This is a genomic window from Flavobacterium glucosi (genome assembly GCF_048286535.1).
Classification (GTDB): Bacteria; Bacteroidota; Bacteroidia; order Flavobacteriales; family Flavobacteriaceae; genus Flavobacterium.
The window spans coordinates 476,624-502,692 of sequence record NZ_JBLVPK010000003.1; the positions used below are offsets into that span (position 1 = coordinate 476,624).

Annotated in this window: 16 protein-coding genes; 14 read left to right on the forward strand and 2 right to left on the reverse strand. The window is 32.9% G+C overall.

Going from position 1 to position 26,069, the window contains the following annotated elements; genetic code table 11:
* Positions 1–876: 876 nt before the first annotated feature.
* On the reverse strand, positions 877–6,513 hold the full coding sequence (locus ACNQGD_RS07830) for a PAS domain S-box protein (RefSeq protein WP_417998900.1): 5,637 nt from the start codon (positions 6,511–6,513) through the stop codon (positions 877–879).
* A 217-nt stretch (positions 6,514–6,730) separates the two neighbouring features.
* Entirely contained in the window at positions 6,731–8,878 is a 2,148-nt protein-coding gene (locus ACNQGD_RS07835; RefSeq protein WP_417998901.1) for a catalase, read from the reverse strand.
* Between the two features lie 355 nt (positions 8,879–9,233).
* Between ACNQGD_RS07835 and ACNQGD_RS07840 the strand changes: the two genes are divergently transcribed.
* The 14 genes from ACNQGD_RS07840 to ACNQGD_RS07905 all read left to right on the forward strand — a co-directional run bounded on the left by ACNQGD_RS07840 (position 9,234) and on the right by ACNQGD_RS07905 (position 25,702).
* A complete protein-coding gene (locus ACNQGD_RS07840; RefSeq protein ID WP_417993564.1) occupies positions 9,234–9,689 on the forward strand; it encodes a MarR family winged helix-turn-helix transcriptional regulator in 456 nt (151 codons plus the stop codon).
* A gap of 13 nt (positions 9,690–9,702) precedes the next feature.
* Positions 9,703–10,335 (forward strand): NAD(P)H-dependent oxidoreductase, encoded by a 633-nt coding sequence (locus ACNQGD_RS07845; RefSeq protein ID WP_417996098.1) that lies wholly within the window; start codon positions 9,703–9,705, stop codon positions 10,333–10,335.
* Positions 10,336–10,382: 47 nt separating this feature from the next.
* Positions 10,383–10,952, forward strand: a complete 570-nt coding sequence (locus tag ACNQGD_RS07850; protein WP_417998902.1) for a YceI family protein — start codon at positions 10,383–10,385, stop codon at positions 10,950–10,952.
* A 346-nt stretch (positions 10,953–11,298) separates the two neighbouring features.
* Positions 11,299–12,699: an anthranilate synthase component I family protein gene (locus ACNQGD_RS07855; RefSeq protein ID WP_417998903.1), complete on the forward strand. Its 1,401-nt coding sequence runs from the start codon at positions 11,299–11,301 to the stop codon at positions 12,697–12,699.
* Positions 12,700–12,794: 95 nt separating this feature from the next.
* Positions 12,795–13,361 carry an anthranilate synthase component II gene (locus ACNQGD_RS07860; RefSeq protein ID WP_416856606.1) on the forward strand — a complete coding sequence of 189 codons (567 nt, stop codon included), beginning with the start codon at positions 12,795–12,797 and terminating at the stop codon, positions 13,359–13,361.
* Between the two features lie 73 nt (positions 13,362–13,434).
* Complete coding sequence (gene trpD / locus ACNQGD_RS07865) at positions 13,435–14,427, forward strand: anthranilate phosphoribosyltransferase (RefSeq protein WP_417998904.1); 993 nt, start codon at positions 13,435–13,437, stop codon at positions 14,425–14,427.
* A gap of 98 nt (positions 14,428–14,525) precedes the next feature.
* Positions 14,526–15,311: an indole-3-glycerol phosphate synthase TrpC gene (gene trpC / locus ACNQGD_RS07870; protein WP_417996102.1), complete on the forward strand. Its 786-nt coding sequence runs from the start codon at positions 14,526–14,528 to the stop codon at positions 15,309–15,311.
* A gap of 123 nt (positions 15,312–15,434) precedes the next feature.
* On the forward strand, positions 15,435–16,055 hold the full coding sequence (locus ACNQGD_RS07875; protein ID WP_417996103.1) for a phosphoribosylanthranilate isomerase: 621 nt from the start codon (positions 15,435–15,437) through the stop codon (positions 16,053–16,055).
* 4 nt (positions 16,056–16,059) lie between these two features.
* A complete protein-coding gene (gene trpB / locus ACNQGD_RS07880) occupies positions 16,060–17,241 on the forward strand; it encodes a tryptophan synthase subunit beta (RefSeq protein ID WP_417996104.1) in 1,182 nt (393 codons plus the stop codon).
* Positions 17,242–17,432: 191 nt separating this feature from the next.
* Positions 17,433–17,753 (forward strand): gamma-glutamylcyclotransferase family protein, encoded by a 321-nt coding sequence (locus ACNQGD_RS07885; RefSeq protein WP_417993556.1) that lies wholly within the window; start codon positions 17,433–17,435, stop codon positions 17,751–17,753.
* 62 nt (positions 17,754–17,815) lie between these two features.
* Positions 17,816–18,577: a tryptophan synthase subunit alpha gene (gene trpA / locus ACNQGD_RS07890; protein ID WP_417998905.1), complete on the forward strand. Its 762-nt coding sequence runs from the start codon at positions 17,816–17,818 to the stop codon at positions 18,575–18,577.
* A 239-nt stretch (positions 18,578–18,816) separates the two neighbouring features.
* The gene (locus tag ACNQGD_RS07895; protein ID WP_417998906.1) at positions 18,817–20,520 is read left to right on the forward strand and encodes an ATP-dependent nuclease; all 1,704 of its coding nucleotides are present in this window, start codon (positions 18,817–18,819) and stop codon (positions 20,518–20,520) included.
* A 949-nt stretch (positions 20,521–21,469) separates the two neighbouring features.
* A complete protein-coding gene (locus ACNQGD_RS07900) occupies positions 21,470–23,866 on the forward strand; it encodes a glycosyltransferase (RefSeq protein WP_417998907.1) in 2,397 nt (798 codons plus the stop codon).
* Positions 23,867–24,238: 372 nt separating this feature from the next.
* On the forward strand, positions 24,239–25,702 hold the full coding sequence (locus ACNQGD_RS07905; protein WP_417998908.1) for a glycoside hydrolase family 130 protein: 1,464 nt from the start codon (positions 24,239–24,241) through the stop codon (positions 25,700–25,702).
* Positions 25,703–26,069 lie beyond the last annotated feature (367 nt).

Here is a 26,069-nt window from a genome sequence, read left to right on the forward strand (position 1 = left end):
ACTTATTCTTTTACTTATGTAATGTTATATCATTTATAAAAACTAAAAATTATTTGATTGAGACCTAAAGCCAAACTAACAAGCTTCTTATTCCTTTTTGCGGCCTATTTTTCTAGTAAGTAATTGCTGAAATTTAATATCCCTCGATAAAATATTCGAGTATAGCAATTTGTTTAGTAAGCAAATCTTTTGGAGGAGAAATTACACGCGTGCCATTACAGCTTGAATTGTATTGAGTTGTAAAATATTAAATTTTGCCAAGGTAGGTACTTGGATACGTACAAAACCATTTTTTCTGTATCGGATTTCATTCCGGAAAAATAATTCCAACACTTTTTTCTATTCTATTTGATAGCTCAAGGATGCCTTTTAATACTCCAATACTAAGTATTTAAAATCACTATTAATGGCAATCTACAAACTTTAATTTAGTTTCAAATCAAGAATTTCGCCCTCCCCTTGGCTAATTCGATTACTTTTTATCATCTTGAAATCAGAATTTCTTTATCTTATTAATAGTTGAGTCATATTATAGCTTCAATAATTATACTTTTAACTTTGAGTACTATTAAAGTGTTGTTTTAAAAATTGTTAATTCTTTTTTAAAAAAAATAATTAAAATATCAACACCAATTACATATTTTAATAGTTTTTGAAATACATTATAATTAATTAAAATATTTAACTAAAATTATTCATAAACCATGTTAAATGTAATAAAAAAATACACTTTGAACAAACAAACTTAAAACTAAATCGATAAACATTCTATAAAAAAGAGATAAGTGGGACAATACTATCTAATTTAGAAAATTAAATTTCATTAAAAAAGGAAACGTTAACTGAGTTCCTTAACTTATTATCATAAAAATTTAATTAATTATTAATCAACCATTTGTATACTATTTTTTCTAAATCTAATTGAATAATAGGTTTAGGCAGGTAATCATTCATTCCTGCTTCAAGGCATTTTTCTTTATCTCCAACCATTATTCCCGCAGTAATTGCAATTATAGGAATATTTTGAGCATCTTTTAATTGTCTAATTTCTGCTGTTGCTTCATATCCATTTTTATTTGGCATTTGAATATCCATCAGAATCAAATCTGGTTGTTCTTTTTTATAAATCTCAACAGCCTCATTACCATCTTTAGCTTCAAAAACAGTGCAATTACCGATAATTTTCTTGACTAAGGTTTTGGCTAAAAGCATATTAATTTTATTATCCTCAACTATTAAAACTTTTCTATCACTCAAAGTATTTTTAGGTATAATAGTATCATCAGGAATCGTTTTTGCAAATAATAGAGCTGCATTTTTTTTATGGTTTGCCTTTTTGAATTTAATGACAAAGAAGAAATCACTTCCATCGCCATATTTACTTATTAATTGCAATTTACTTTCCATTAAAGCCAATAACTGATTTGAAATAGCCAATCCTAATCCTGTACCGCCAAATTTTCTATTGGTAGAATTATCTTCCTGAACAAACGAATTGAATATTTTCTCGTTATTGCCTGTTTTTATTCCTACGCCGGTATCTTTTACAGAAAACTTTATGGTTGACCGTTTTTTATCTGAAACATCAATTTCATCAATATCCAACCTTATTTCTCCAAAATTTGTAAACTTTATAGCGTTACTTAATAGGTTGACCAGTATTTGTTTCAATCGCACGGAATCAGCAAAAATATATTGAGGAACGCTGTTATCAATATCAAGGATTAAATCTATATTTTTTTGATTTGCTTGAAATTTAAATAAATCTATGACCTGATTTGTCAATTTAAAAAGATTTACTTCCTCTACATCTAACTCTAATTTCCCAGATTCAATTTTAGAAAAATCAAGAACATCATTAACAATATCCATCAATGAAGTCGCAGATTCGTTGATTGTAGTCATATATTCTGCCTGATTTTTCTTCAAATCAGACTTCATTAATAAATGAGTAAATCCAATTATTCCGTTTAATGGAGTTCGTATCTCATGACTCATATTAGCAAGGAAATCCGTTTTAGCTTTATTGGCACTTTCGGCTTGTTGTTTGGCATTTATTAGTTCCATTTCCATCAATTTTTGCTCGGTGATGTCAATAAAACTAATTACAATTTCATTAATGTTGCCAGTAACATCAATATCGGGAAATCCATTGATTAAAATCCATACAACGTCATTAGACATTGGTCGATTGACGCCAAGTGTGAAATTTTTTATAGGCTGTTTAGTTGCTACAATTTGGTTTACAGGATAACTTTCAAACTGCATTACGGAATTATCTTCATTGAAAAACTTCCAAGCCGGATCAAACGCTGTAATGCCTTTCATTTGATCATCCGTTAATCCTAATAATTCTGAAGCTATTTGATTATTTACAATAATTGAAGTATCCGATGCATGAACAACGATACCTGCTTCAAGATTATTTAGCAAACCACGGTATCTTTCCTCACTTTTAAAGAGCGCATAATCAGATTGTTTTGCATCGGTAATATCTCTGGAAAGACATATAAAATGAATATCATGATCCAGACTTTCTTGCATAGGCGCTACAGAAAGTTCAAACCAATACAACCCGGTTTCTAATTGTAATGAATACTGTTTTCCTGCTGAAAATCCTTTTTCTGAAGTCTCTCGTATCGCAGACAAACATATATTTGCAGCATCGAGAGGCAATATTTCAGTAAATTTTTTTCCTAAAAACAGTTTGGCCGGCATAGCCAATAAATCATCCCTACGGGAATGGTAATTATAAATTTCACCTTTCAAATCTACTTCAAATAACAAATCAGGAATGGCGCCAAGTATAGCCTCCAATTTTTTATGCATTTTCTTAAACTCGTCGTCTATTTTTTTACGCTCGCTGACATCTCTTACAATGGCTACAATTCGCCCATCAGCAATCATTTTAGCAGTGATTTCTACAGAAACAAGGAATCCGTTCTTGTGAATCAAATTCCGTTCAAGCAACGTTTGTTCTCCATTTAGCAATTCTTTATACATTATGGGTCTGATGGCAAGTTCCTCCTCAGTATATAAATCTGTTAAGTTTTTTGTACACAATTCCTCTTTAGTATATCCTAGCATAACACAGGCACTTTCATTTACCTCAAGTAAATTTCCGGAAATAGCACTAATAAAAATAGCATCTGAAGCCTGCTCTATAAGACTTTTATATTTCTCATTAGTGTTGAATAATTGCTCCTTAATGTTTTTTAATTCCGTGATTTCTGTTAATGCTCCATTGAAACGAATTGCTTTTCCAGATTCGTCCCTGGATATAAATCCTCTTTCGTAAAATATACCATAACTCTCATCACTTTTTTGAAAACGAAATTCGTCAGACCATAAATTTCCCGACCCTGAATATGATTCTTCTAATTTTTCAATAACTCTTTCTCTGTCATCTGGATGGAGCTTTGATTGCCAAATAATACTATTGTTAATACCATCTAATTTACTGCTACCAAAACCTAAAAGGTCAATAAATGCTTGATTATTCCAACTTTCTCCTGTCAATAAATTCATTTCATAAATGGCATCATTAGTCGCCGCAGAAATCATTTCAAATCGTTCATTAGCAATCCTGATTTTTTCTTCTGCTTTTTTAATTTCAGAAAGATCCAATCCCATTCCTAAGAGGCATTTTTTTCCATCATAATAAACTACATGAGAGCTTATATAATAAGGAACTTTATTTTTATTTTTGGTGTAAAACTCAACTTCTATTCCCGATAATTTATTTTCCACAACTGCTGGCTTATCCTCCAGTACCGCTTTTATTCGTATTCGTATTTTTTCTTTTTCATCTTCATCAAAGAGGTCTATCGGATTCATTCTTGCGATTTCTTCTTTATTGTAACCTGTAACCTCTTCAAAATTTTTATTCCATTTCACAAACTTTCCAAATTCGTCATAAAGATAAAAAACACCCGGTAGATTATTAATTATTATTTCCGATAATTGTTTTTCTTTCAAAATTACATCTTCAGCAATCTTACGTTCAGTAATATCAGTTATTGTACCAATATATCCTACAATTTCATTTCTGGTATTTCTCTCCGGAATAGCCTGTCCCATAACCCAGGCTATTGACCCGTCAGGACGAACAAAACGGTATTCTGACAATGATTTTTCTTGATCATTTGAGGCATTTTCCCATCCCGAAATTAATATTTTTTTATCTTCTTCATGAACTGCTTTAAACCAACCGTTGCCTAAAGCTTCTTCAAAAGACAATCCCGAAATTTGACACCAATATGGATTAACATAAGTGGTATAACCTGTTGCATCCGTGCGAAAGATTCCTACAGGCGAAACCTCAGTTAGGGTATGATACCGTTGCTCACTTTCAAAGATGTCCTCTTCATTTTTTTTGCGCAAAGCTTCTTTTTCAAAAATTTCTAATGCAAAAGCTATATCGCCAGTAGCTTCTTCTAATAAAGTGATTTCCTCTTCATCAAAAAAATTTTTTTCATCTGCATAAAAAGAAAAAGCTCCAATTACCTTTCCGAATTTTTTTATTGGAACTGACATTGTAGATAAATAGCCGCGTAATAAAGCTTCTTCTTTCCAAGTACCCATCATGGAATCATTTTCAACATCATTACATATAACCGATTTTCCTTCTCTAATTGCATGGTCTGTTGGATCTCTTCCTTCTAATTTATCATCTGCTGAAATCTTTTTTATTTTAGAAAAATAACCTTTATCATCTCCCGCTATCATTGCAGGAAATACCGTTTGAGTGCTTTGGTCTATCATTCCTATCCATACCATTCTATACTTTCCAAAAGCAACCGCAATAGAACATGCCTCTGTAAACAAGGTTTGTTGATCAATTGTTCGCACAATCATTTGGTTTATCTGACTGATAAATAAATACAGTCGATTGACTTTAATGATTTTCTGTTCAGCCAAAATTCTTTCGGTAACATCCGTAATAATCCCATGACAAATCACTGTTCCTTCCGGTTCAATGACCGGCAAAGAATTTACTTCATGCCAAACCAATCCTTTTGTGGGATGAAAATAACGGTATTTTTCTTTCAGAGGAATTAATTTTGATTTAGTAGCAATGATGCTTTTCATGACAAAATCTGAATCATCCGAGTGAATCAACTCAAAAATTTTATTTGCATTATTTTCAATTTCTTCGAAAGTAAAACCATAGACTTCCTCAACAGCACTACTGGCATAAGAGTAACATAAGCTTCCATCTTTGTTTTGACGCATGGAATAGATTAATCCGGGCGAGGTTTCTGCAATTTTAGAAAATTTATCTCTTTCGGATTTAAGTAGTTCTTGTGCCTTTTTAGTTTCAGTAACGTCCCGCATATTTGTTACAACACTCCTTACTTTAGCATCTTGCAACAAATTATTAACGAAACCTTCTATCCAAATATAATGTCCTTTTTTATGTTTTACATGAAATGAAATAGGTAAATCAACCCCAGGATTAGCTATAGCTTTCTCCATAAACCTATGAACTTTTTCAATATGATCTGGGTGAACAAAATCAATTGCTGGTATTATTTCAAACTCATCATGAGACCATCCTGTAATTCTCTTTGCAGATTCACTTCGAAAAAGAACATTCAAATTGCCGTCCACTAATGAAACAATATCTTGATTGTTTTCTACTAAAGCTCTAAAACGTTTTTCATTTTGAATAATCTTCTCTTCTGAATTTTTCTTTTCGGTTATGTTTTTAACAAATCCGAGAAATCTATTTTCAGAAATTTTTACGGCGTCGACAAAACACCATATTTCTACTCCTTTTTTATGAACAATTTTTATTTCTCCTTTAATGCTTCCTGTATTTTGAAGCATCCGGAATTTAGTATTCGTTTGATCGACTTGCTCTTTTAAAGATAAATCTCCAAATTTCATTTCTAAAAGTTCCTCTCTTGAATATCCGGTTAATTGAACTGCCGCTTCATTAACTTCTAAATAGTTTCTTTGTCCATCTATGACAAAAACTCCATCAGGAGCTTTTTCTATGTAATTTTTGAATTTAGCATTACCTTCCTCTTCAATTAATTTTAACTTATATTCTAATTTTGCAGCTTCTTGGTTTTTTTTTATTTCTGAAATATTGCTACCAATTCCATAAATAAATTCTTGTGTAGGAGAGACATTAATTGTCCATTGAATAGTTAGAATATCTGCATTTTTTTTTAGGTATCGGTTTTCAAATTTTACTGATGATTGAGATTGAGACAAAAATACCACCACCTGATTAGTTTTATCAACATCTTCCGGATGTATACATGTTGCAATAGGATTAATTAATAACTCTTCCTCTGTGTAGCCTAATATTTTTACAAAAGCGGGATTAATTTCTTTAAAAAAACCGTCAAAACCAGCAATAAAAAATAAATCCTGAGATTCTTTTAGGGAGAAATCAATATCAGTAATGAATTCTTGTATTCCTAATAATCGATTTATTTCTGATTCTTGCTCTTTTGATTTACGGAGTAGATCGTCATAGGATAGTTTGGCATTATTCATACTCTTTTGATTCAAATAAGTTTTAAATGTAATGAATAATAACTACAAAATGAAAAAGCCTAAACATATAAGTAACGCCTAAATGATTAAATAAAATTTCCACAACTTTTATTTAAGATTTAGACCTAAAACACCCATTTTTTTTATCTACAAACACTAAAAACCGAAACTTTCATTTCGGTTTTTAGTGTTTAATGTAATATTTAAATTAATTGCATTAAAGTGCTGCTTCTCGATTCCAAAAACGATGCTGCCCCATAGCTTCTATAAAAGATTTTGTAAAGGCTTTATTTGAATTTAAAACAATTCCTTTTTTACTATCATTAGTATCTAGTCCATCTCTAACATTCGTTTTAGTAAATATATCAGCTTCATCAGCTGCAATAACTTTGCAGTGTTTATAAGCTTCATTAATGAACTCAATTGCTTCTGGTTTTGAACTCAAAAAACCAATGTTTTTTCCTCCAGGAATATATACTGCATCAAATAAAACCGATGAAGCCATCAAGAAACTTTGATCTACTTTTATTTCACTTCCATCATTTGCTTTTATAGTTCCTAAATGTGGTGCTATAATTTTCATACTTGCACCTTCTTTTTCCAATGCAGCCTTCATTGCATTGATCGAAGCCCTGTCAGTTCCCTCCGAACATAAAAAAGCAACCTGACGTGTTGCTATTGTTTTGGACAATGTTTTATTTTTAAGCATGCTTAATGCATCCGAAGATTTCACGCTTTGAACTACTTTTTTAGGTTCAAACTTTTGCTTATCCGCATTTGCACCAACTCCATGATTCATTGGTTTTTCTGGGTTTTTAGGCACTTTTATTCCTAAACCTTCTGCTACTTTCGTCGCTAACTCTAACTCTATTTGAGATAATAATCCCAACATACGGGATTGAATAGCCAAAGTTTCCAGTTTACCCAGTTCAAAACGTAAAGCATTTATAATATGGTTTTTTTCTGTTTGGGTCTGACTGTTAAAGAACAAGGTAGCCTGACTAAAATGATCTGAAAAACTTTCGCTGCGGTCACGCACTTTTTGCGCATCGATTCTTTCGTTAAAACTGGTAAATCCACCTTCTTCAATTTTTGCCTGAAAAGGACAGCCACCTCCAAGAGAATTTGGGTGATAACTGACTCTGCCTACGTTAATTTCCTGACGCATGTGTCCATCACGCTGATTATTATGCATGGACGCAATAGTTCTATTGATTGGAATTTCATGAAAATTAGGACTTCCTAAACGTGATAATTGTGTATCAGTATAAGAAAATAAACGCCCTTGTAATAATGGATCGTTTGTAAAATCAATGCCAGGTACAATATGACCCGGATGAAAAGCAACTTGCTCTGTTTCGGCAAAAAAATTATCTGGATTTCGGTTGAGGACCATTTTTCCTATTATGGTAACAGGAACTAATTCCTCAGGAACAATTTTAGTTGGATCCAATAAATCAAATTCGTATTTATGTTCATCGGCTTCCGGAATAATCTGAACACCTAATTCCCATTCAGGAAATTGCCCGTTCTCAATGGCTTCCCATAAATCCTGACGGTGAAAGTCGGAATTTTTACCTGATATTTTTTGTGCTTCATCCCACACCACAGCATGAGTTCCTAGTTTTGGTTTCCAGTGAAACTTTACAAAATGAGATTTGTTTTTAGCATTTATAAACCGAAATGTATGAACTCCAAAACCTTCCATCATTCTTAAACTTCTTGGAATTGCTCTATCAGACATGACCCACATAATAGTATGCATGGTTTCTGGCATCAAAGAAATAAAATCCCAAAAGGTATCGTGTGCGGAAGCCGCTTGAGGCATTTCGTTATTGGGTTCTGGCTTCACAGCATGAATCAAATCAGGAAATTTGATGGTGTCCTGAATAAAAAAAACAGGCACATTATTCCCTACTAAATCATAATTTCCTTCCTCCGTGTAAAATTTTACAGCGAATCCTCTAATATCTCGCGCCAAATCAGTTGATCCTCTTGAACCTGCAACAGTAGAAAATCTGGTAAAGACAGGTGTTTTAATACTTGGATCTTGAAGGAATCCTGCTTTAGTATATTTCTCCATAGATTCATAAACCTGAAAATAACCATGGGCAGCTGAACCGCGTGCATGTACAATTCTTTCTGGAATTCTTTCGTGGTCAAAATGGGTGATTTTTTCTCTTAAGATAAAATCTTCCAGCAATGAAGGTCCGCGTTCGCCAGCCTTTAAGGAATTATTATCATCGTTGATTTTAAGTCCTTGATCAGTGGTCATAAACTCATTCTTTGCATCGGATTTATTGACTTCTAAATCCTGCTGTTTCCTGTTTTCAGAATCCTGTGCATGTTTTTTTACGTTTTTCATTTTAATAATTTTTAAAGTTTTTAAAATCTTATAAATTTACACTTTTAAACAATAATTTATTTACATAATTCCAATTAAAATTTTAAATTTAATTAATTTTAAAATTTTAAAATATTGAATTTCAAATAATTAAAATTAAATTTAAAATTTACGAGTGAGAATCTCGACTTTATTTCAAATTAAATTTTAGTCCAAATACAATGGCTTTTGTTCGTTTTGGTCAAAAAAAGGAAATTTGGATTTTGCGATTATATTACCAATGCTTACTGATATTTTAACAAAAAAATAACTCACACTTGTATATACAACTATAAAACATGTTACATTTGTACCAACAAATTACATATATACAAATATGAAAATTGAAGAAATTTTAAAATCGACTGTAACAATGGATAATTCGAAAAAAATTATCCTGAATGTTTTGTACACACAAAATGTCATTGCAGAAAATTTTAATGAACTATTAAAGCCTCATGAAATTTCCGGAGAACAATACAATGTACTTCGAATACTAAGAGGCCAGAAAGGAAATCCTGCAAACATGTGGGCAATACAAGAGCGGATGGTAGCTAAAACCAGTAATACGACTCGATTAGTAGATAAGCTACTGTTGAAAGAATTAGTCACTCGAAAAGTATGTCCGGAAAACAGACGCAAAATTGAAGTACTGATTACACAAAAAGGACTTGCTGTTTTAAAGGAATTAGATCCAAAAGTTATCGCTCACGAGCAGTTTTTTTCAAAAAATTTAAATGCAGAAGAAATAGATCAATTAAATCAATTATTAGAAAAATATAGAAATCAATAAATAACAATACATTATGAGTACTTTCCTAGAAAATCAAAATTGGAGATATGCAACAAAAAAGTTTGATGCAACAAAAAAAATAACTACTGAAGATTTAAATACCTTAAAAGAAGCCATTCGTTTGAGTTCTTCATCTTATGGATTACAACCATACAAGGTTATCATTGTTGAAAATCCAGAATTGAGAGCAAATCTTCAACCTGCAGCATGGGGACAATCGCAAATTGTTGAAGCTTCACATCTAATTATCTTCGCAAATGAAACTAATCTTAACGATTTAGCTGTAGATGATTATATTAAAAACATCAGTCAAACCAGAAATACTCCAATTGAAGCTTTAGCTGGTTACGGTGACTTTATGAAGTCTAAAATTACGTCTCTTACAGCTGAAGAAAAAAATATTTGGACAGCAAAACAAACTTATTTAGCTTTGGGTAACCTATTGAATGTAGCAGCAGAACTTAAAATTGATGCTACTCCAATGGAAGGTTTTGTTCCTGAGCAAGTCAATGAAATTTTAGGACTAGACAAATTAGGATTAAATGCTACTTTAATTACAACTCTGGGATACAGACATGATGAGGATGCAACACAACATTACAAAAAAGTTAGAAAATCAAACGAAGATTTATTCATAACACTATAAATTACTAATTCAAAATCAAATATTAATCTAAATTCAAAATCAAACACATGAAAAATTTAAAATCAATCGCATTGGCATTAGTAGTAGTTTTATCTACTTTATCAGTAACAGCTCAAACTAAAAAAGTTGATGTTGCACAAAGTTCGATCAACTGGACTGGAAAAAAAGTAACAGGACAACATGAAGGTACAATCAATCTTAAAGATGGTGCTTTAGTTTTCAAAGGAAAAAAATTAATTGGTGGTACATTCAATGTAGACATGAATTCACTTGTGACAACTGATTTAAAAGCGGGTCAAGGTAAAGAAAAATTAGAAGGGCATTTAAAATCAGGAGATTTCTTTGGAACTGAAAAATTTCCAACTGCAACATTAATTTTCAAAAAAATAGCTCTAAAAGCGCCTAATGTTTACACAGTAACTGGAGATTTAACTATTAAAGGAAAAACAAACCCAATTACATTTGATCTTGTAACTACAAAAGATAGTGCTGCAACTTCATTGAAAATTGACAGAACAAAATATGATATTAAATATGGTTCTGGAAGCTTTTTTGACAACTTAGGAGACAAAGCAATCAATGATGATTTCAATTTGGCTATAGCCTTGAAATTCTAATTTCATCCCAACAACAATATCTTAAAACCCTAACAAGCAATTGTTGGGGTTTTATGGTTTGTAAACCTACCTAAATTAGTCTATTTAACAAAAAAATCGAAAAATCATTGATTTTTTTGTTTAAATCTATTTGGAAAACCAAATTACCTTTATATCTTTGTTCCAATATATAAAACATGAAAACAATTTTAAACAATACTTGGTGGTGGAACAATTTACGTCAGTAGTCGTGAACAAAGCTTCCAATAGTATTATTAAACTATACATATAAAAGGCTTGTCATCACGACAGGCCTTTTTTTTGTGCCCATTTTATCACTATCACACAACACTAAAAAACATATAAATTGAAACCTTTTATACTCAATACACATTACAAGCAAATCCTTGCAGATACAATTACTCCTGTAAGTGTGTATCTCAAAATTCGGGATAAATTCCCAAATAGTTTATTACTCGAAAGTAGTGATTATCATGGGAATGACAACAGTTTTTCCTATATCTGTTGCAATCCGATTGCTTCTATAAAAATAGAAAATGAAATCATCTACAAAACCTTTCCTGATGGCAGTTTTGAAAAAATCAATATTGATGAGACTACCGATATTCCACAGGTAATTCAAGAATTTTCGCATCAGTTTAAATCGGAGAAAAATAATTTCAAATTCATCAATAATGGTTTGTTTGGTTACATTTCGTACGATGCGGTTCGTTATTTCGAAAAAGTAACGATTGCCAAAAAAGACAATAGCATTTCTATTCCTGATGTTTATTATGCCGTGTACCAAAATATTATTGCCATCAATCATTTCAAAAATGAAGCGTACATTTTCTGTCACAGTTTAGACGGAAGAAACAATATTTCAGAAATCGAACAATTATTACAATCCCGAAATATTGCTTCTTATAAATTTGCTAAAGAAGGAGCCGGTTTTTCGAATTTGACAGACGACGAATTCAAGCATAATGTGGCTTTGGCCAAAAAGCATTGTTACCGTGGTGATGTGTTCCAATTAGTTTTGTCCAGAAGGTTTACCCAAGGTTTTAAAGGCGATGAATTCAATGTATACCGAGCACTCCGAAGCATTAATCCTTCCCCCTATTTATTCTTTTTTGATTATGGTGATTTCAAAATATTTGGTTCTTCACCGGAAGCCCAAATTATTGTAAAAGACCGTAAAGCCGAAATTCATCCCATCGCAGGAACTTTCAAACGTACGGGCGATGATGAAAAAGACGCTATTCTTGCTAAACAATTATCAGAGGACAAGAAAGAAAATAGTGAACATGTCATGTTGGTGGATTTAGCCCGAAATGATTTAAGCAGAAATGGTCATAATGTTAATGTCGAAAAATATAGAGAAGTGCAATTTTTCTCCCATGTTATTCACTTAGTTTCAAAAGTCACAGGACATTTGCACCCAAGCGCAACAACGATGCAAGTCGTAGCCGATACTTTTCCGGCAGGAACATTGAGCGGTGCGCCAAAACACCGAGCGATGCAACTGATCGAAGAGTATGAAAAGACGAATAGGACTTTTTATGGTGGCGCTATCGGTTTTATGGATTTTGAAGGTAATTTTAATCATGCCATCATGATTCGTACTTTCCTGAGTAAAAATCATCAATTGCATTCTCAGGCCGGAGCGGGAATTATAGCCAGTTCCGATGAAGAAAGCGAAATGCAGGAAGTATATAATAAATTGAGAGCGTTGAATGCCGCTTTGGATTTGGCAGAAACAATATAAAATAATTTAAAGATTCCATAATTTAAGAATTTAAAGATTGCTGAAACGCAAGAATTTTTCACCCTTTAAATCTTTCAATTTTTCAATAATAAAACATGAAAAAAATACTAGTTATAGACAATTACGATAGTTTCACTTATAATTTGGTGCATTATCTCGAAGATTTAGATTGTGAAGTAACCGTTTACCGGAACGATGAATTTGATATTGATGAAATTGCAGTTTTCGATAAAATCCTTCTTTCCCCAGGACCTGGAATTCCTGATGAAGCAGGATTATTGAAAGAAGTCATTAAAAAATACGGCCCAACAAAAAGTATCTTTGGAGTATGCTTGGGCCAACAAGCGATAGGCGAAGTTTACGGAGGAACGCTTTCGAATTTGGATAAAGTATATCATGGTGTGGCAACGATGGTAAAAACCGTAGTGGACGATGAACTTTTATTCGAAGGATTAGGAAACGAATTTGAAGTAGGACGCTATCATTCTTGGGTGGTAGACACCAATTTACCCGATGTTCTGGAAGCAACTTCATTCGACGAAAACGGACAAGTGATGTCGTTGCGCCACAAAACCTACGATGTGCGCGGGGTACAATTTCATCCAGAAAGTGTGTTGACTCCAAACGGAAAAAAGATATTGGAGAATTGGGTGAAAAATTAGTCATACTGTCAAATGTCATATAGTCGAAAGACTTTAAGACTTTAAGACTTTCAACTTTAAGACATATATAAAAATGAAAAACATATTAAACAGACTGATCAATCACGAAATGCTTTCGCAAGAAGAAGCAAAAAACGTATTGGTAAATATCTCCAACGGAAGTTATAACACCAGTCAGATTGCTTCTTTCCTTACCGTTTATATGATGCGAAGCATTAGTATCGAAGAGCTTGCCGGTTTTCGTGAGGCGTTGTTGGAACTGTGCATCCGCGTGGATTTATCAGCCTACAACACCATCGATTTGTGTGGAACGGGCGGTGATGGAAAAGACACCTTCAACATCTCGACTTTATCTTCATTTGTAGCTGCGGGTGCAGGCATAAAAGTGGCAAAACACGGAAATTATGGTGTTTCTTCTATTTCTGGTTCTAGTAATGTGTTGGAAAAAATGGGAATCAAGTTCAGCAATGACACTGATTTTCTGAAGAAATGCATCGATAAAGCTGGAATTTGTGTTTTACACGCACCGCTATTTCATCCCGCTATGAAAAATGTGGGACCCATTCGAAAAGAATTGGCTGTAAAAACATTCTTCAACATGTTAGGCCCAATGGTAAATCCATCATTCCCAAAAAATCAATTGGTCGGTGTTTTCAATTTAGAAATGGCCAGAATGTATGCGTATTTGTACCAAAATACCGATGTGAATTTCACCATCTTACATTCGCTTGACGGCTATGACGAAGTTTCCTTGACAGGAGCTACAAAAATGATTACCAGTTCTAAGGAAGGAATGCTAAATCCAGAAGATTTTGGTGTTCGTCTTTTGTTCCAAAGCGAAATCGAAGGTGGAAAAACTATCGAAGAAGCAGCTCAACTATTTACGGATATCATATCTGGAAAAGGAAACGAAGCTCAAAATAATGTGGTTTGTGCCAATGCTGCAATGGCAATTGCAACCGTTACAAAATGTTCTCCTTTAGAAGGATTTCAAATAGCAAAAGAAAGTTTATTATCTGGTAAAGGACTTGTAGCTTTGAAAACATTACAAGAATTGAGTAAATAAAATAGTTTAAAGTTTAAGGTTTAAAGTTGTGGAAATGGATTATTACAAACGATGAGCAACTTTAAACGTCAAACAAAGAAAACGTTAAACAAATAAGAATGAATATTTTAGATAAAATAATAGTCGACAAAAAAAGAGAAGTTATTCTCAAGAAATCCATCATTCCCGTTTCGCAATTGGAAGCTTCGGTTTTCTTTGGAAAAAAAACTATTTCTTTGAGCGATAATTTAAGAAACAGCACATCCGGAATTATTGCTGAACACAAACGCCGTTCGCCTTCTAAAGCAGAAATAAATTATAGTTTTACGGTGGAAGAAGTAACTAAAGGCTATGAAAATGCTGGCGCTTGTGGAATTTCGGTATTGACGGATGGAAAATATTTTGGTGGTTCGTTAGACGATTTACTTTTGGCAAGAGCCACAGTCAACATTCCTTTATTGAGAAAAGAATTTATTGTTGATGAATACCAAATCTTGGAAGCCAAAGCACATGGAGCCGATTTAATTTTGCTAATTGCTGCGGTTTTAACAAGAGACGAAATCAAATCATTATCTGAATTTGCTAAAAATTTAGGACTGGAAGTATTATTGGAAGTTCACAATCAAGAAGAATTGGAAAAATCGATTATGCCATCATTGGATATGATTGGTGTGAACAATAGAAACCTAAAAACATTTGAGGTAAGTTTAGATTTCAGCAAACAATTGGCTGCACAAATCCCGAATGATTTTGTAAAAGTTTCCGAAAGTGGGATTTCATCAGTTGAAGCGATTAATGAATTAAAGCCCTACGGATATAAAGGATTTTTAATTGGAGAAAACTTCATGAAAACGGATAATGCGGGTAAAGCGGCAACCGAATTTATTAAACAATTAGCCCCCTAACCCCCGAAGGGGAACAAGCAACTAATAAATATGAAATCCGTGTCAAAAAAAACAGCAAAAACTAATCAACTAACAGCTCCCTTCCCTTCGGGGAGGGCTAGGGTGGGGATAAAAATCTGCGGCATGAAACATCCCGATAATATACTCGAAATAGGTTCGCTCCTGCCCGATTATATGGGCTTTATATTCTGGGAGAAATCAGCTCGGTATTTTGATGGCGTGATTCCAGATTTACCAAAATCAATCAAGAAAGTGGGCGTTTTTGTAAATGCTTCACAAGATGAAATTCTTGAAAAAATAGCAAAATACGATTTGCAATCCGTTCAATTGCACGGACAGGAATCAGTTGAATTTTGTCAAGATTTAAAGGTTGAAATGGATAATTCAATTGAAATTATAAAAGTATTTTCTGTTGATAATTCTTTTAATTTTGAAGTATTGGAACCCTTTGAAGCCGTTTGTGATTATTTCCTTTTTGATACCAAAGGAAAATTACCGGGCGGAAACGGAACCACATTCGATTGGAAAGTATTAGAAAACTATCCTTCGACCAAACCATTTTTTTTGAGTGGCGGAATCGGAATTAATGAAATGGGCGCTGTAAATGAAATCTCTAAAACCAATTTACCGCTTTACGCCATTGATGTAAACAGTAAATTTGAGATAGAACCCGGCTTAAAAAACATACAATTATGTAGAGACGCAGTACAATGCATCTGTACAGATAACGAAATAAAAAAATAAAATTATGTCATACAACGTCAACGAAAAAGGTTATTACGGAGAATTTGGAGGCGCCTTCATTCCTGAAATGTTATATCCAAATGTAGAAGAATTACGTCAAAATTATTTAAAAATTACCGCTGAACCAGAATTTCAGGCTGAATTTGATGCTTTGCTTAAAGAGTATGTTGGTCGCCCGACGCCTCTTTATTTTGCCAAACGGCTATCAGAACAATACAATACTAAAATCTATTTGAAAAGAGAAGATTTATGTCATACTGGCGCGCATAAAGTGAACAATACGATTGGACAAATTTTATTAGCCAAACGTTTGGGTAAAAAACGAATCATTGCCGAAACCGGTGCCGGTCAACATGGTGTTGCCACAGCAACTGTTTGTGCGTTAATGGGATTAGAATGCATCGTGTATATGGGGGAAATTGACATCAAACGTCAAGCGCCAAATGTAGCTCGTATGAAAATGTTGGGTGCCGAAGTGCGTCCGGCGCTTTCAGGATCAAAAACCTTAAAAGATGCCACTAACGAAGCCATTCGCGACTGGATTAACAATCCCGTAGACACCTATTATATCATTGGTTCTGTAGTAGGGCCACATCCTTATCCGGATATGGTGGCGCGTTTCCAAAGTGTTATTTCTAAGGAAATTAAAGAACAATTATTAGAAAAAGAAGGTCGTGAAAACCCTGATTATGTAATCGCTTGTGTAGGTGGCGGAAGCAACGCTGCCGGAGCTTACTATCATTTTCTTGATGAACCATCCGTAAATATTATTGCTGTTGAAGCGGCAGGATTAGGAGTAGATTCGGGCGAAAGTGCCGCTACATCTGCATTAGGGAAAGTAGGTGTTATTCACGGCAGTAAAACCTTGTTGATGCAAACTACTGATGGCCAAATCACCGAGCCCTATTCCATTTCGGCAGGACTGGATTATCCTGGCGTAGGTCCTATGCACGCTAATTTATTCGCTACTGGCAGAGCACAATTTATCTCCATTACGGATGATCAAGCCATGCAATGGGGATTGAAATTATCACAAATGGAAGGCCTTATTCCTGCTATCGAAAGTGCGCATGCCTTTGCTGTTCTAGACGAAATGAAATTCAAACCAGAGGACATTGTAGTCATCAATCTTTCCGGTCGCGGTGACAAAGATTTGAATACCTATATTGATTATTTTAAATTATAAGTGGGTTTATCCCGAATTTATTTCGGGGCGTTCCCTCGCTTTCACTATCGTTTCAGTGCGGTCAGGCTTTCCGTTACAATCTTTTTTATCTCGTTAAAAAAACGAGAAAAAAAAAGGATTTTCACTATAATCCTTAACGCAAAGTAGACAATACGAAATGAAGTTCTGTTCACATTTTCAAAATAGAAACTATGGAAAAATTATTCGCTTACGGCAGTTTACAAAATGAGGATATTCAAAAAGATCTTTTTGGACGTATTCTTGAGGGAACTCCTGAAACATTGATTGGTTACATCGTGAAAGAAATCCAAATTGAAGAGGAATTTGGTTTAGTTCATTATCCCATTATTACCGAAACCCAAATACCGGAAGATACCATCAACGGAATGGTATATTCCGTTTCTTCACAAGAACTTCGCCAAACAGATCTGTACGAAGGATTGCATTACAGACGTGTTGAAGTACATTTAGAATCAAACCAAAAAGCTTGGGCTTACAGTGCCGCTATTTAAGCTCTTGAATTAATAAAAAGGTAAGATTTCAAAAACCTTGCAAATCTGATAAAAAACATAAAATGAACAGAATAAATCAAAAATTACAAGAAAGTAAAAAGATACTTTCTATCTATTTTTCGGCAGGATATCCTAACTTAAATGATACGGTACAAATTATTCAGGATTTAGAAAAAAGCGGTATTGATATGATTGAAATCGGATTGCCGTTCAGCGATCCTTTGGCCGATGGACCAACGATTCAGGCCAGTTCAACTCAAGCGTTGCATAACGGAATGACCACTCAAGTGTTGTTTGACCAATTAAAAGACATCCGCAAAACAGTATCTATTCCTTTAGTAATTATGGGGTATTTCAATCCAATGTTACAATACGGAATCGAGAATTTCTGCCAAAAATGTGCGGAGATTGGAATCGATGGATTAATTATTCCTGATCTTCCGGTTGATGTGTATGCCGATGAATACAAAGCAACTTTCGAGAAATACGGATTGAAAAATATATTCTTAATTACGCCACAAACATCCGTTGAAAGAATCAATTTTATTGACAGCGTTTCCGATGGATTTATTTATATGGTAAGTTCTGCTAGTGTTACAGGATCACAAACTGGTTTTGGAAGCGTTCAAGAAGCGTATTTCAAACGCATTGCCGACATGAATTTAAAAAATCCACAAGTAATAGGCTTCGGAATCAACAATGCTGAAACCTTCAACCAAGCCACACAATTTGCCAAAGGAGCGATTATAGGAAGCGCTTTCATTCAGCATTTAACCGAAAATGGAACTGGAAAAATTGCCGAGTTTGTGAAAGCGATTCGATAAATACCTTCTTTTATATAAGATTAAACGGCGTTTAAACAAGTTTTAAACGCCGCTTTTTTTTAGACTAAACTAATTCAATTTTAATTTTTTTATAAGATTATTTCTATATATTTGATTTGGTTATTAAAAGAGATAAGCCTTCGCCAATCTACCCATATTTGGGTGTATATACGAAGATTTGTTTCGCATATATACTAATCATGCGATATTTTGACCGAAATCGAACAAATTAATAATTTATGAAAATTAGAAAAGTCCAAATTTCAAAATTTAGATCAATTGAAAATGGTGAATTTGAGTTGATCGATATTTTGGGTATCGTAGGTCAAAATAATTCGGGAAAAACTGCAATTTTAAAAGCTCTGAATTCTTTTTTCAACCCAACTTTAGAACTAAGTAACTATATAAATCTTACTAATTTATATTCTACGAATAGAGCTGTACCGCGAATTACAATCACATTCAATAACATTAATAATAAATCTGTTTACTTACCTTTTATTACAGATGAGCAGATTACGATAAAGCAAGAATACTCTAGAAGAAAATTAGATTATTATGTACTTAACAATGGAATATTCGAAGCCGCAAGTGAAATTTTCGTAAATACTTTACTAAGTGATGTTCAATTTGTCTTAATCCCAACCGAAAGAACTTCAAATTTAATTGGAGAAACAGATAATTCAATTTTAGCTAAATTATTAAATTCTTTTTTTGCAAAATATACAGCTAAGAGAGATACGTTAACACCTAAAGTTAAATCTGCATTTGAGTACTTACAAAATAATGCACTGAAAAAAGTTGTATCAGGCATTGAAGGTAAGTATTTATCAAACAAAGGTTTTCATATTAAAATTGATAGCGCAAAACAAATATCTTATGATTTATTTATAAATCATTTAGATATTAGAATTATAGAAGATGAAAAAGAATTTAATATTAAAGAATGTGGAAGTGGAATTCAAAGCTTAATAGCAATTGCAATTCTTAGATATTTAGCTGAATTAAATCATACAAACTTTATAATAGGAATTGAAGAACCTGAAATCAATCTTCACCCACAGGGACAAAAAGAATTAATATATTCGTTACTAGATGAAGTTGCAAATAATAATATCCAAATAATTTTTTCTACACACTCTACAGTACTAATTGATCAACTTGATCATACAAAAATAGTCTTAGTTCGAAAAGTTAGCGACACAAAGAGAAAGTTTAAAAGTAAAATATTACAATTAAAAATTAATTTCTGGACAACAAATAATTTGCAAAGACTACAATATGATAAATTTCACAAATTTAAAAATTCAGAATTCTTTTTTGCAAATCATGTTATAGTTTCTGAAAGTTCAACTGATTCAGAAATATTCAGAGTATTACTGGATAACAAAGGTGTAAAATTAGAAAGAAAAGGAATTTCAGTTCTTGAACTAGGTGGGATAAAGTCATTAAAATATGCATTCTATCTACTGAGAGATTTAGAAATTCCAAAAACTATTATTGTTGATAAAGATTTCTTCTTCGAATATCAAAATGGTTCTAAAAACTTAAGCCGATATGGATCAGGTTTCTTTAATTATAGAAATGTTTATAAAAACGAACCATTAATAAATGAAATTTTCAAAAATGTTGTTGATCGTAATTTACTTGAAGGTTTACTAACATCTAATAATAGCAGAGCATTGGATATTAGTATAAAATACGATATAATATTTATGAAATATAACCTGGAAATGGATTTAATAGCATCAAGGATTGCGCAAAATCTAATCTATATTTTTTTAAACATTCCGGCAGCAGACCGCAATACTTTTTATCTTCTTTCAAATAATGAAAATGCATTAAAAGGAATAGAGTTACTAACAAATGTGATAACTACTTTAGCTCATAAAAATTTACCAAACTCATATAAAAGATTAATTAGACGAATAAAGGACCTATAAAAAAACATCCCTGCTAGCGCGAGCGTCCCGCTCGTGAACACAAACAAAAAAACTATAAATTTGTGTCTCGTCCTGAAAAAAGTTTACATATTTACACTTAATCTTAAAATAGATTTACAACTCATTTTTAGTCCTGTCATTGGTTTACAATAATAGTTTTTTTACGTAATAATTCTTCCATAATTTTTCTGCAATTATATTGTTTTGATGTACTTGATTCGGTGTAAGATTACCTATATTTATAAGTGATCTTTCATTATTATGTAGTTATTCCTATCGCTCTGGTGAGTTCTGATCTTTTGGATCTCTCATAACTCAATTGGACAGCTTTTTCTTTGAAAGCTTTGTCATAAATTTTGCGCACTTGTTTCATAGGTTAAAATTAAGATTATTTCTTAACTTTCTGTGCCGGCTAAGTTTACATGCCCAGACACAACAGATCGATTTTTAACTTCTGTTTACAATATTGCTCCTTTTAACTTTACGCCTTTCAAACTTTTGACTTACTTATAACTATATTTAATTTTATAAAAACTTGATAATGTGTAAATAAAGAAACTTTTTAACAGAATTTTATAACAGATTTTAACATTGTAAATCGAACTTTACATCTGTATAATAAAGACAGTTCTAAAAGTTAATGTCTTCTTGCTCTGTTATTTAGATAAGCCATTAAAAATAAGGAATTATGATAGAAAGAGTACTATTTATCAGGTTGCAAAGTATTATTAAACTTATAAAATCCGATAAAAAAATTGCTTGATTACCTCAACTTCCAATTAAACCCAACTTGATAAGAGAATTGAAAGAAAAAGTAAATAATGTTTGTTTCCCTACTATTCAGCATTATTTGGAGTTACATTTTACCTTTATTAAAGCCCTAAAAAACGGATAGATTGTCCATCGGAACTATCTTTTACTGAAAGAATTAATGCTTAATACAAAAAAAATGAAAAATAGAGTCACCACTAAAAGTTCCAATATACGATCTGCAGGAAGTCAAAAAAAAGAGGATTTTTCTGTTTCGAATGCTACATATATTCAGGGGACTAAAGAAAAGTTGCCTGAAATTTTATTTATCACTTCGTATCCTCCTCGCGAATGTGGCATTGCTACTTATTCTCAAGATTTAATTAAGGCATTAAACAACAAATTCAAACATTCGTTTAAGATAAAAATCTGTGCGTTAGAATCCAAAAACGAACAACATCTTTACCCTGAACCAACACAGTACATTCTGAACACCGATCATTCAAATTCTTTCCAAAATTTAGCAGCCAAAATTAATTATAACGCTAGTATTCAAATTGTATTGATACAACACGAATTTGGGTTATTTAGAAAAAATGAGGCCGATTTTAAACAGTTTTTAAATACGGTTCAAAAACCGGTAATCATTGTTTTTCATACTGTATTGCCAAATCCAAATGAATTGTTAAAAGAAAATGTTAAAAAAATAACCGGATTAGTACATTCTATTATTGTAATGACCAGTTCGTCTGCAAAAATTTTAATCAACGATTATGGGGTTCCTTTGGAAAAAATCACCATTATTGCGCATGGAACACATTTAGTCCCTCACTCTGAGAAAGCACTTTTGAAGGAAAAATATAAATTAACGGATAGGAAGATACTTTCTACTTTTGGGTTACTTAGTTCTGGAAAAAGCATTGAAACCACCTTAGATGCATTACCAAATATAATTAAAGAAAATAACGATGTACTGTTTCTAATTATTGGAAAAACACACCCATCTGTCGTTAAAGAAGAAGGGGAAAAATACCGATTAATGCTTGAAGCAAAAATTGAAGCCTTACAACTGCAGAATCATGTACAATTTATAAACTGCTATTTGTCCTTATCGGATTTATTAGAATATTTACAGCTTACCGATATTTATTTGTTTACTTCCAAAGATCCAAACCAAGCTGTGAGTGGCACTTTTTCCTATGCTATGAGTTGCGGTTGCCCTATTATCTCTACTCCTATTCCGCATGCATGCGAAGTATTGTGTGGGGATTCTGGAATTATTGTCGATTTTGGAAACGTTCAACAATTAGCTACAGAAGTAAACCGTTTGTTACTTAACGAGCAGTTAAGAAAAAACATCAGTGCCAATGGATTGCACAAAATAGCACCAACAGCATGGGAAAATGCTGCAATTGCTTTCGCTTTATTATTCGAAAAAATCACAAAAGACACGCTCTCTTTGTATTATGATATTCCTGAAATTAATTTGGATCACATGAAGAAATTAACAACTTCTTTTGGAATGATTCAGTTTTCAAATATCAATCAACCTGATATAAATTCCGGCTATACATTAGATGATAACGCTAGAGCTATGGTTGCAATGTGCCAACATTTTGAACTGACAAAAGACGTAACCGATTTAGAATACATCAATATCTATTTTAATTTCATCAAATATTGTATACAACCTAGAGGAAATTTTTTGAATTATGTAGATAAACACCACCAATTTACAAATCAAAATAAGACAACTAATCTATCCGATTCTAATGGAAGAGCGATATGGGCATTGGGATATTTAATCTCAATAAGCGATTTGATTCCCCAAGATTTAGCAAAAACGGCGCAAACAATACTCCATACCGCTTTGTTAAATGTAAATAAAATTCATTCCACTAGAGCGATGGCATTTGTGATTAAAGGCCTGTATTATAGCAGCATAAAAAATGAATCAGAACAAAACACAGCTTTGATAAAAGAACTGGCCAACCGATTAGTTCAAATGTACAGACACGAATCTGACAAAGATTGGGCTTGGTTTGAGAGCTATCTTACATACGGAAACAGCATATTGCCTGAAGCCTTATTGTGCGCTTGGTTAGCAACAGGAGATTTAATTTATAAAGAAACTGCTAAATCCTCATTTGATTTTCTTTTGTCAAAAATATTTATAGGAAATTCTATAAAAGTAGTTTCTAATAAAGGATGGCTGCAAAAAGAAAATGAGTCTATCCCCCCACCTATAGGAGGCGAACAGCCCATAGATGTAGCCTACACCATTTTAGCATTAAGCAAATTCTATTATACCTTCAAAGAAGAGGCCTATTTACAAAAAATAAAAATCGCTTTCAGCTGGTTTTTAGGAAACAATCATTTACAACAAATAATTTACAACCCCTGTACTGGAGGATGTTATGATGGACTAGAGGACACTTACATCAATTTAAATCAAGGAGCAGAGTCTACAGTAAGTTATTTGATGGCAAGGCTAACTGTTAAAAAAACATTAAAAAAAATACATAAATATTCCAGTAAAACGGAAACTCAAATGGAATTTTATTTTAAATTAAATAGTAAAAACCACTTTGCATAATGTGTTAATGATGTGATAGTTCTTAGAAGTAAAAGAACGCTTATCCTGATAAAATATTCTCAAATAGTGATTCGTCCTGAAATAGATCGAAATTAAAAACGGCAATAAAATGATTTCAGAACAAAAAAATAAAATATTTTTTACGTTTGAATTATAATAATTCATTCTTCATCAATGACTTGACTTGAGTATCAAAACTCTTTGAACAAGTTTTAAGATAGAAGAACTAGGAACGAGAATGGATGCGTTTCAAACAAATACCGTTGTGAATTCCTCTAAAACAGGAAGGAGAGACGAGTAAAATACCTTAAACGACTTTTTATCACGAGATAAAAAGCGCACTTAATTTAATTATAATTTAAAAATAAATTTATGCGAGTTCCTGTAATCCGAAAAAATATAACATTTACCCCTGATTCTAAAAGGGTTGTTGCCAGATATTTTATAAATGGTGATCAACGGACTCAAAAAATGGTGAGCCGAATAATGATGTTGAATGAAAAACAAGTCATTGACACCTTGGAACATACCCTTCGTGAGTTTGCCAGACGGCATCGAAATATTTCAAGTATATTTTTTAGGCATTGCGAAAAAATTAGAAGCATAATCGAAGGAATGCAAATCAACTATGACGAGCTGTCACAGGAACGAAAAATGCTCATTGGTTCCTACTGTACAATGGAGTATGCCATAGAATCTGCCGCAATTTTTAACCCGTCTATAGTCGAAGATTTCGATCAGTCTGGTCTTGAAAAAGGAGAGAAGCGTGTCATTATTTCTTTCCGTGCTACCGGCGAAGGTCATATCTCATCCATTGTTTTTAGAAGAGGAATCCTGGATAAGGATAATAATCTCCATGTAATGAAAATTGGCAATAACATCGATAAAGCAGAGATTGTACACAAAACCTTATACAATAAAGAACGATTTCTGATGAAATTGTCAGAAATGCACACTTCTGACAAATACTCAACACGAATTATGCAGGACCTTCCAGACGAATTTGAGTATGCCGTATTAAAAAGTTTGGTACATAAAGCATTAAGCGATCCAATGATCCGCCAGGAAAGAAGAACAGCTCTCGAAGAAGTGATCTGGCTGGCAGATTCATTTTATGATTTACAATTTAAACACGATTCTGATATCACCGAACGTGTTATATTTCCCATATCAGATTCTGAAAGCCGTGGTATTGAAGATGCCCGTTTTGTTCGCTTTGTGGACGATGATAAATCAGATAAAGTGATGGCTACTTATACGGCATATAATGGTCATGTCATTCTTCCAAAACTTATTTCTACTGAAGACTTTTATACGTTCCGAGTAATGCCCTTATATGGAGCCGGTGCCCAAAATAAAAATTTGGCATTATTCCCCAGAAAAATCAAAGGAAAGTATGCCATGCTGTCTAGAATTGATGGTGTCAACAATTACCTTATGTATTCCGAGAGGCCTACACAATGGAATAATCCCGTACTCCTTCAAGAGCCACGCTATACTTGGGAATTTACACAAATTGGAAACTGTGGATCGCCACTTTGGACCGAAGAAGGATGGTTAGTTATTACTCATGGTGTAGGTTCCATGAGGCGATATTGTATTGGTGCCTCGTTATTTGATCTTGATGATCCTTCGAAAGAGATAGGAAGACTTAAAGAGCCCTTGCTTTCACCACTAGAAGATGAACGTGAAGGTTACGTACCTAATGTAGTCTATTCATGCGGTTCGATTATTCATAACAGCAGCCTTATACTGCCTTATGCTGTATCAGACTATTCATCTACTTATGGTGTAGTTGATTTGGTAGAATTAATCGAGGCTTTGAAAAAAAGTTAATAATCAAAAAGGTTATTAATACTTGACTAATTTCATTGACAAGAATTAAAATTAGGTTATTAATTGTTATAAAAAACTTGCAAAATTTGAATCGCAATAACATCAGCCATTCAAGGAAGACAGTTGTAGCTGATGCTGAGACAGGCTTACCTATTTTTGTTTATTTTGTTCAGATTCCTATCTTATTTATACCTCAAAAACTGAAACCTAGGTAAACACTGGGTTGTTAGGCAACGCTTATGAAAATTTATTCTATCAAATTCTGATCGCTTACGGTTGCATAGTTACCAATAAAACTCTCAGAGTCTGGTAATCCTGTTCTTAAAAAAATCTGGTAAACCCAGAATTTACTACAAATATCATAAAG

What these genes read in the sequence shown, in the direction of transcription:
- trpD (WP_417998904.1), top strand. Translation starts at nt 13,435, where the DNA reads ATGAAAAACATATTAAACAGACTGATCAATCACGAAATGCTTTCGCAA.
- ACNQGD_RS07905 (WP_417998908.1), top strand. Translation starts at nt 24,239, where the DNA reads ATGCGAGTTCCTGTAATCCGAAAAAATATAACATTTACCCCTGATTCT.
- trpA (WP_417998905.1), top strand. Translation starts at nt 17,816, where the DNA reads ATGAACAGAATAAATCAAAAATTACAAGAAAGTAAAAAGATACTTTCT.
- ACNQGD_RS07895 (WP_417998906.1), top strand. Translation starts at nt 18,817, where the DNA reads ATGAAAATTAGAAAAGTCCAAATTTCAAAATTTAGATCAATTGAAAAT.
- trpB (WP_417996104.1), top strand. Translation starts at nt 16,060, where the DNA reads ATGTCATACAACGTCAACGAAAAAGGTTATTACGGAGAATTTGGAGGC.
- ACNQGD_RS07850 (WP_417998902.1), top strand. Translation starts at nt 10,383, where the DNA reads ATGAAAAATTTAAAATCAATCGCATTGGCATTAGTAGTAGTTTTATCT.
- ACNQGD_RS07875 (WP_417996103.1), top strand. Translation starts at nt 15,435, where the DNA reads ATGAAACATCCCGATAATATACTCGAAATAGGTTCGCTCCTGCCCGAT.
- ACNQGD_RS07885 (WP_417993556.1), top strand. Translation starts at nt 17,433, where the DNA reads ATGGAAAAATTATTCGCTTACGGCAGTTTACAAAATGAGGATATTCAA.
- ACNQGD_RS07835 (WP_417998901.1), bottom strand. Translation starts at nt 8,878, where the DNA reads ATGAAAAACGTAAAAAAACATGCACAGGATTCTGAAAACAGGAAACAG.
- trpC (WP_417996102.1), top strand. Translation starts at nt 14,526, where the DNA reads ATGAATATTTTAGATAAAATAATAGTCGACAAAAAAAGAGAAGTTATT.
- ACNQGD_RS07845 (WP_417996098.1), top strand. Translation starts at nt 9,703, where the DNA reads ATGAGTACTTTCCTAGAAAATCAAAATTGGAGATATGCAACAAAAAAG.
- ACNQGD_RS07860 (WP_416856606.1), top strand. Translation starts at nt 12,795, where the DNA reads ATGAAAAAAATACTAGTTATAGACAATTACGATAGTTTCACTTATAAT.
- ACNQGD_RS07830 (WP_417998900.1), bottom strand. Translation starts at nt 6,513, where the DNA reads ATGAATAATGCCAAACTATCCTATGACGATCTACTCCGTAAATCAAAA.
- ACNQGD_RS07900 (WP_417998907.1), top strand. Translation starts at nt 21,470, where the DNA reads ATGAAAAATAGAGTCACCACTAAAAGTTCCAATATACGATCTGCAGGA.
- ACNQGD_RS07840 (WP_417993564.1), top strand. Translation starts at nt 9,234, where the DNA reads ATGAAAATTGAAGAAATTTTAAAATCGACTGTAACAATGGATAATTCG.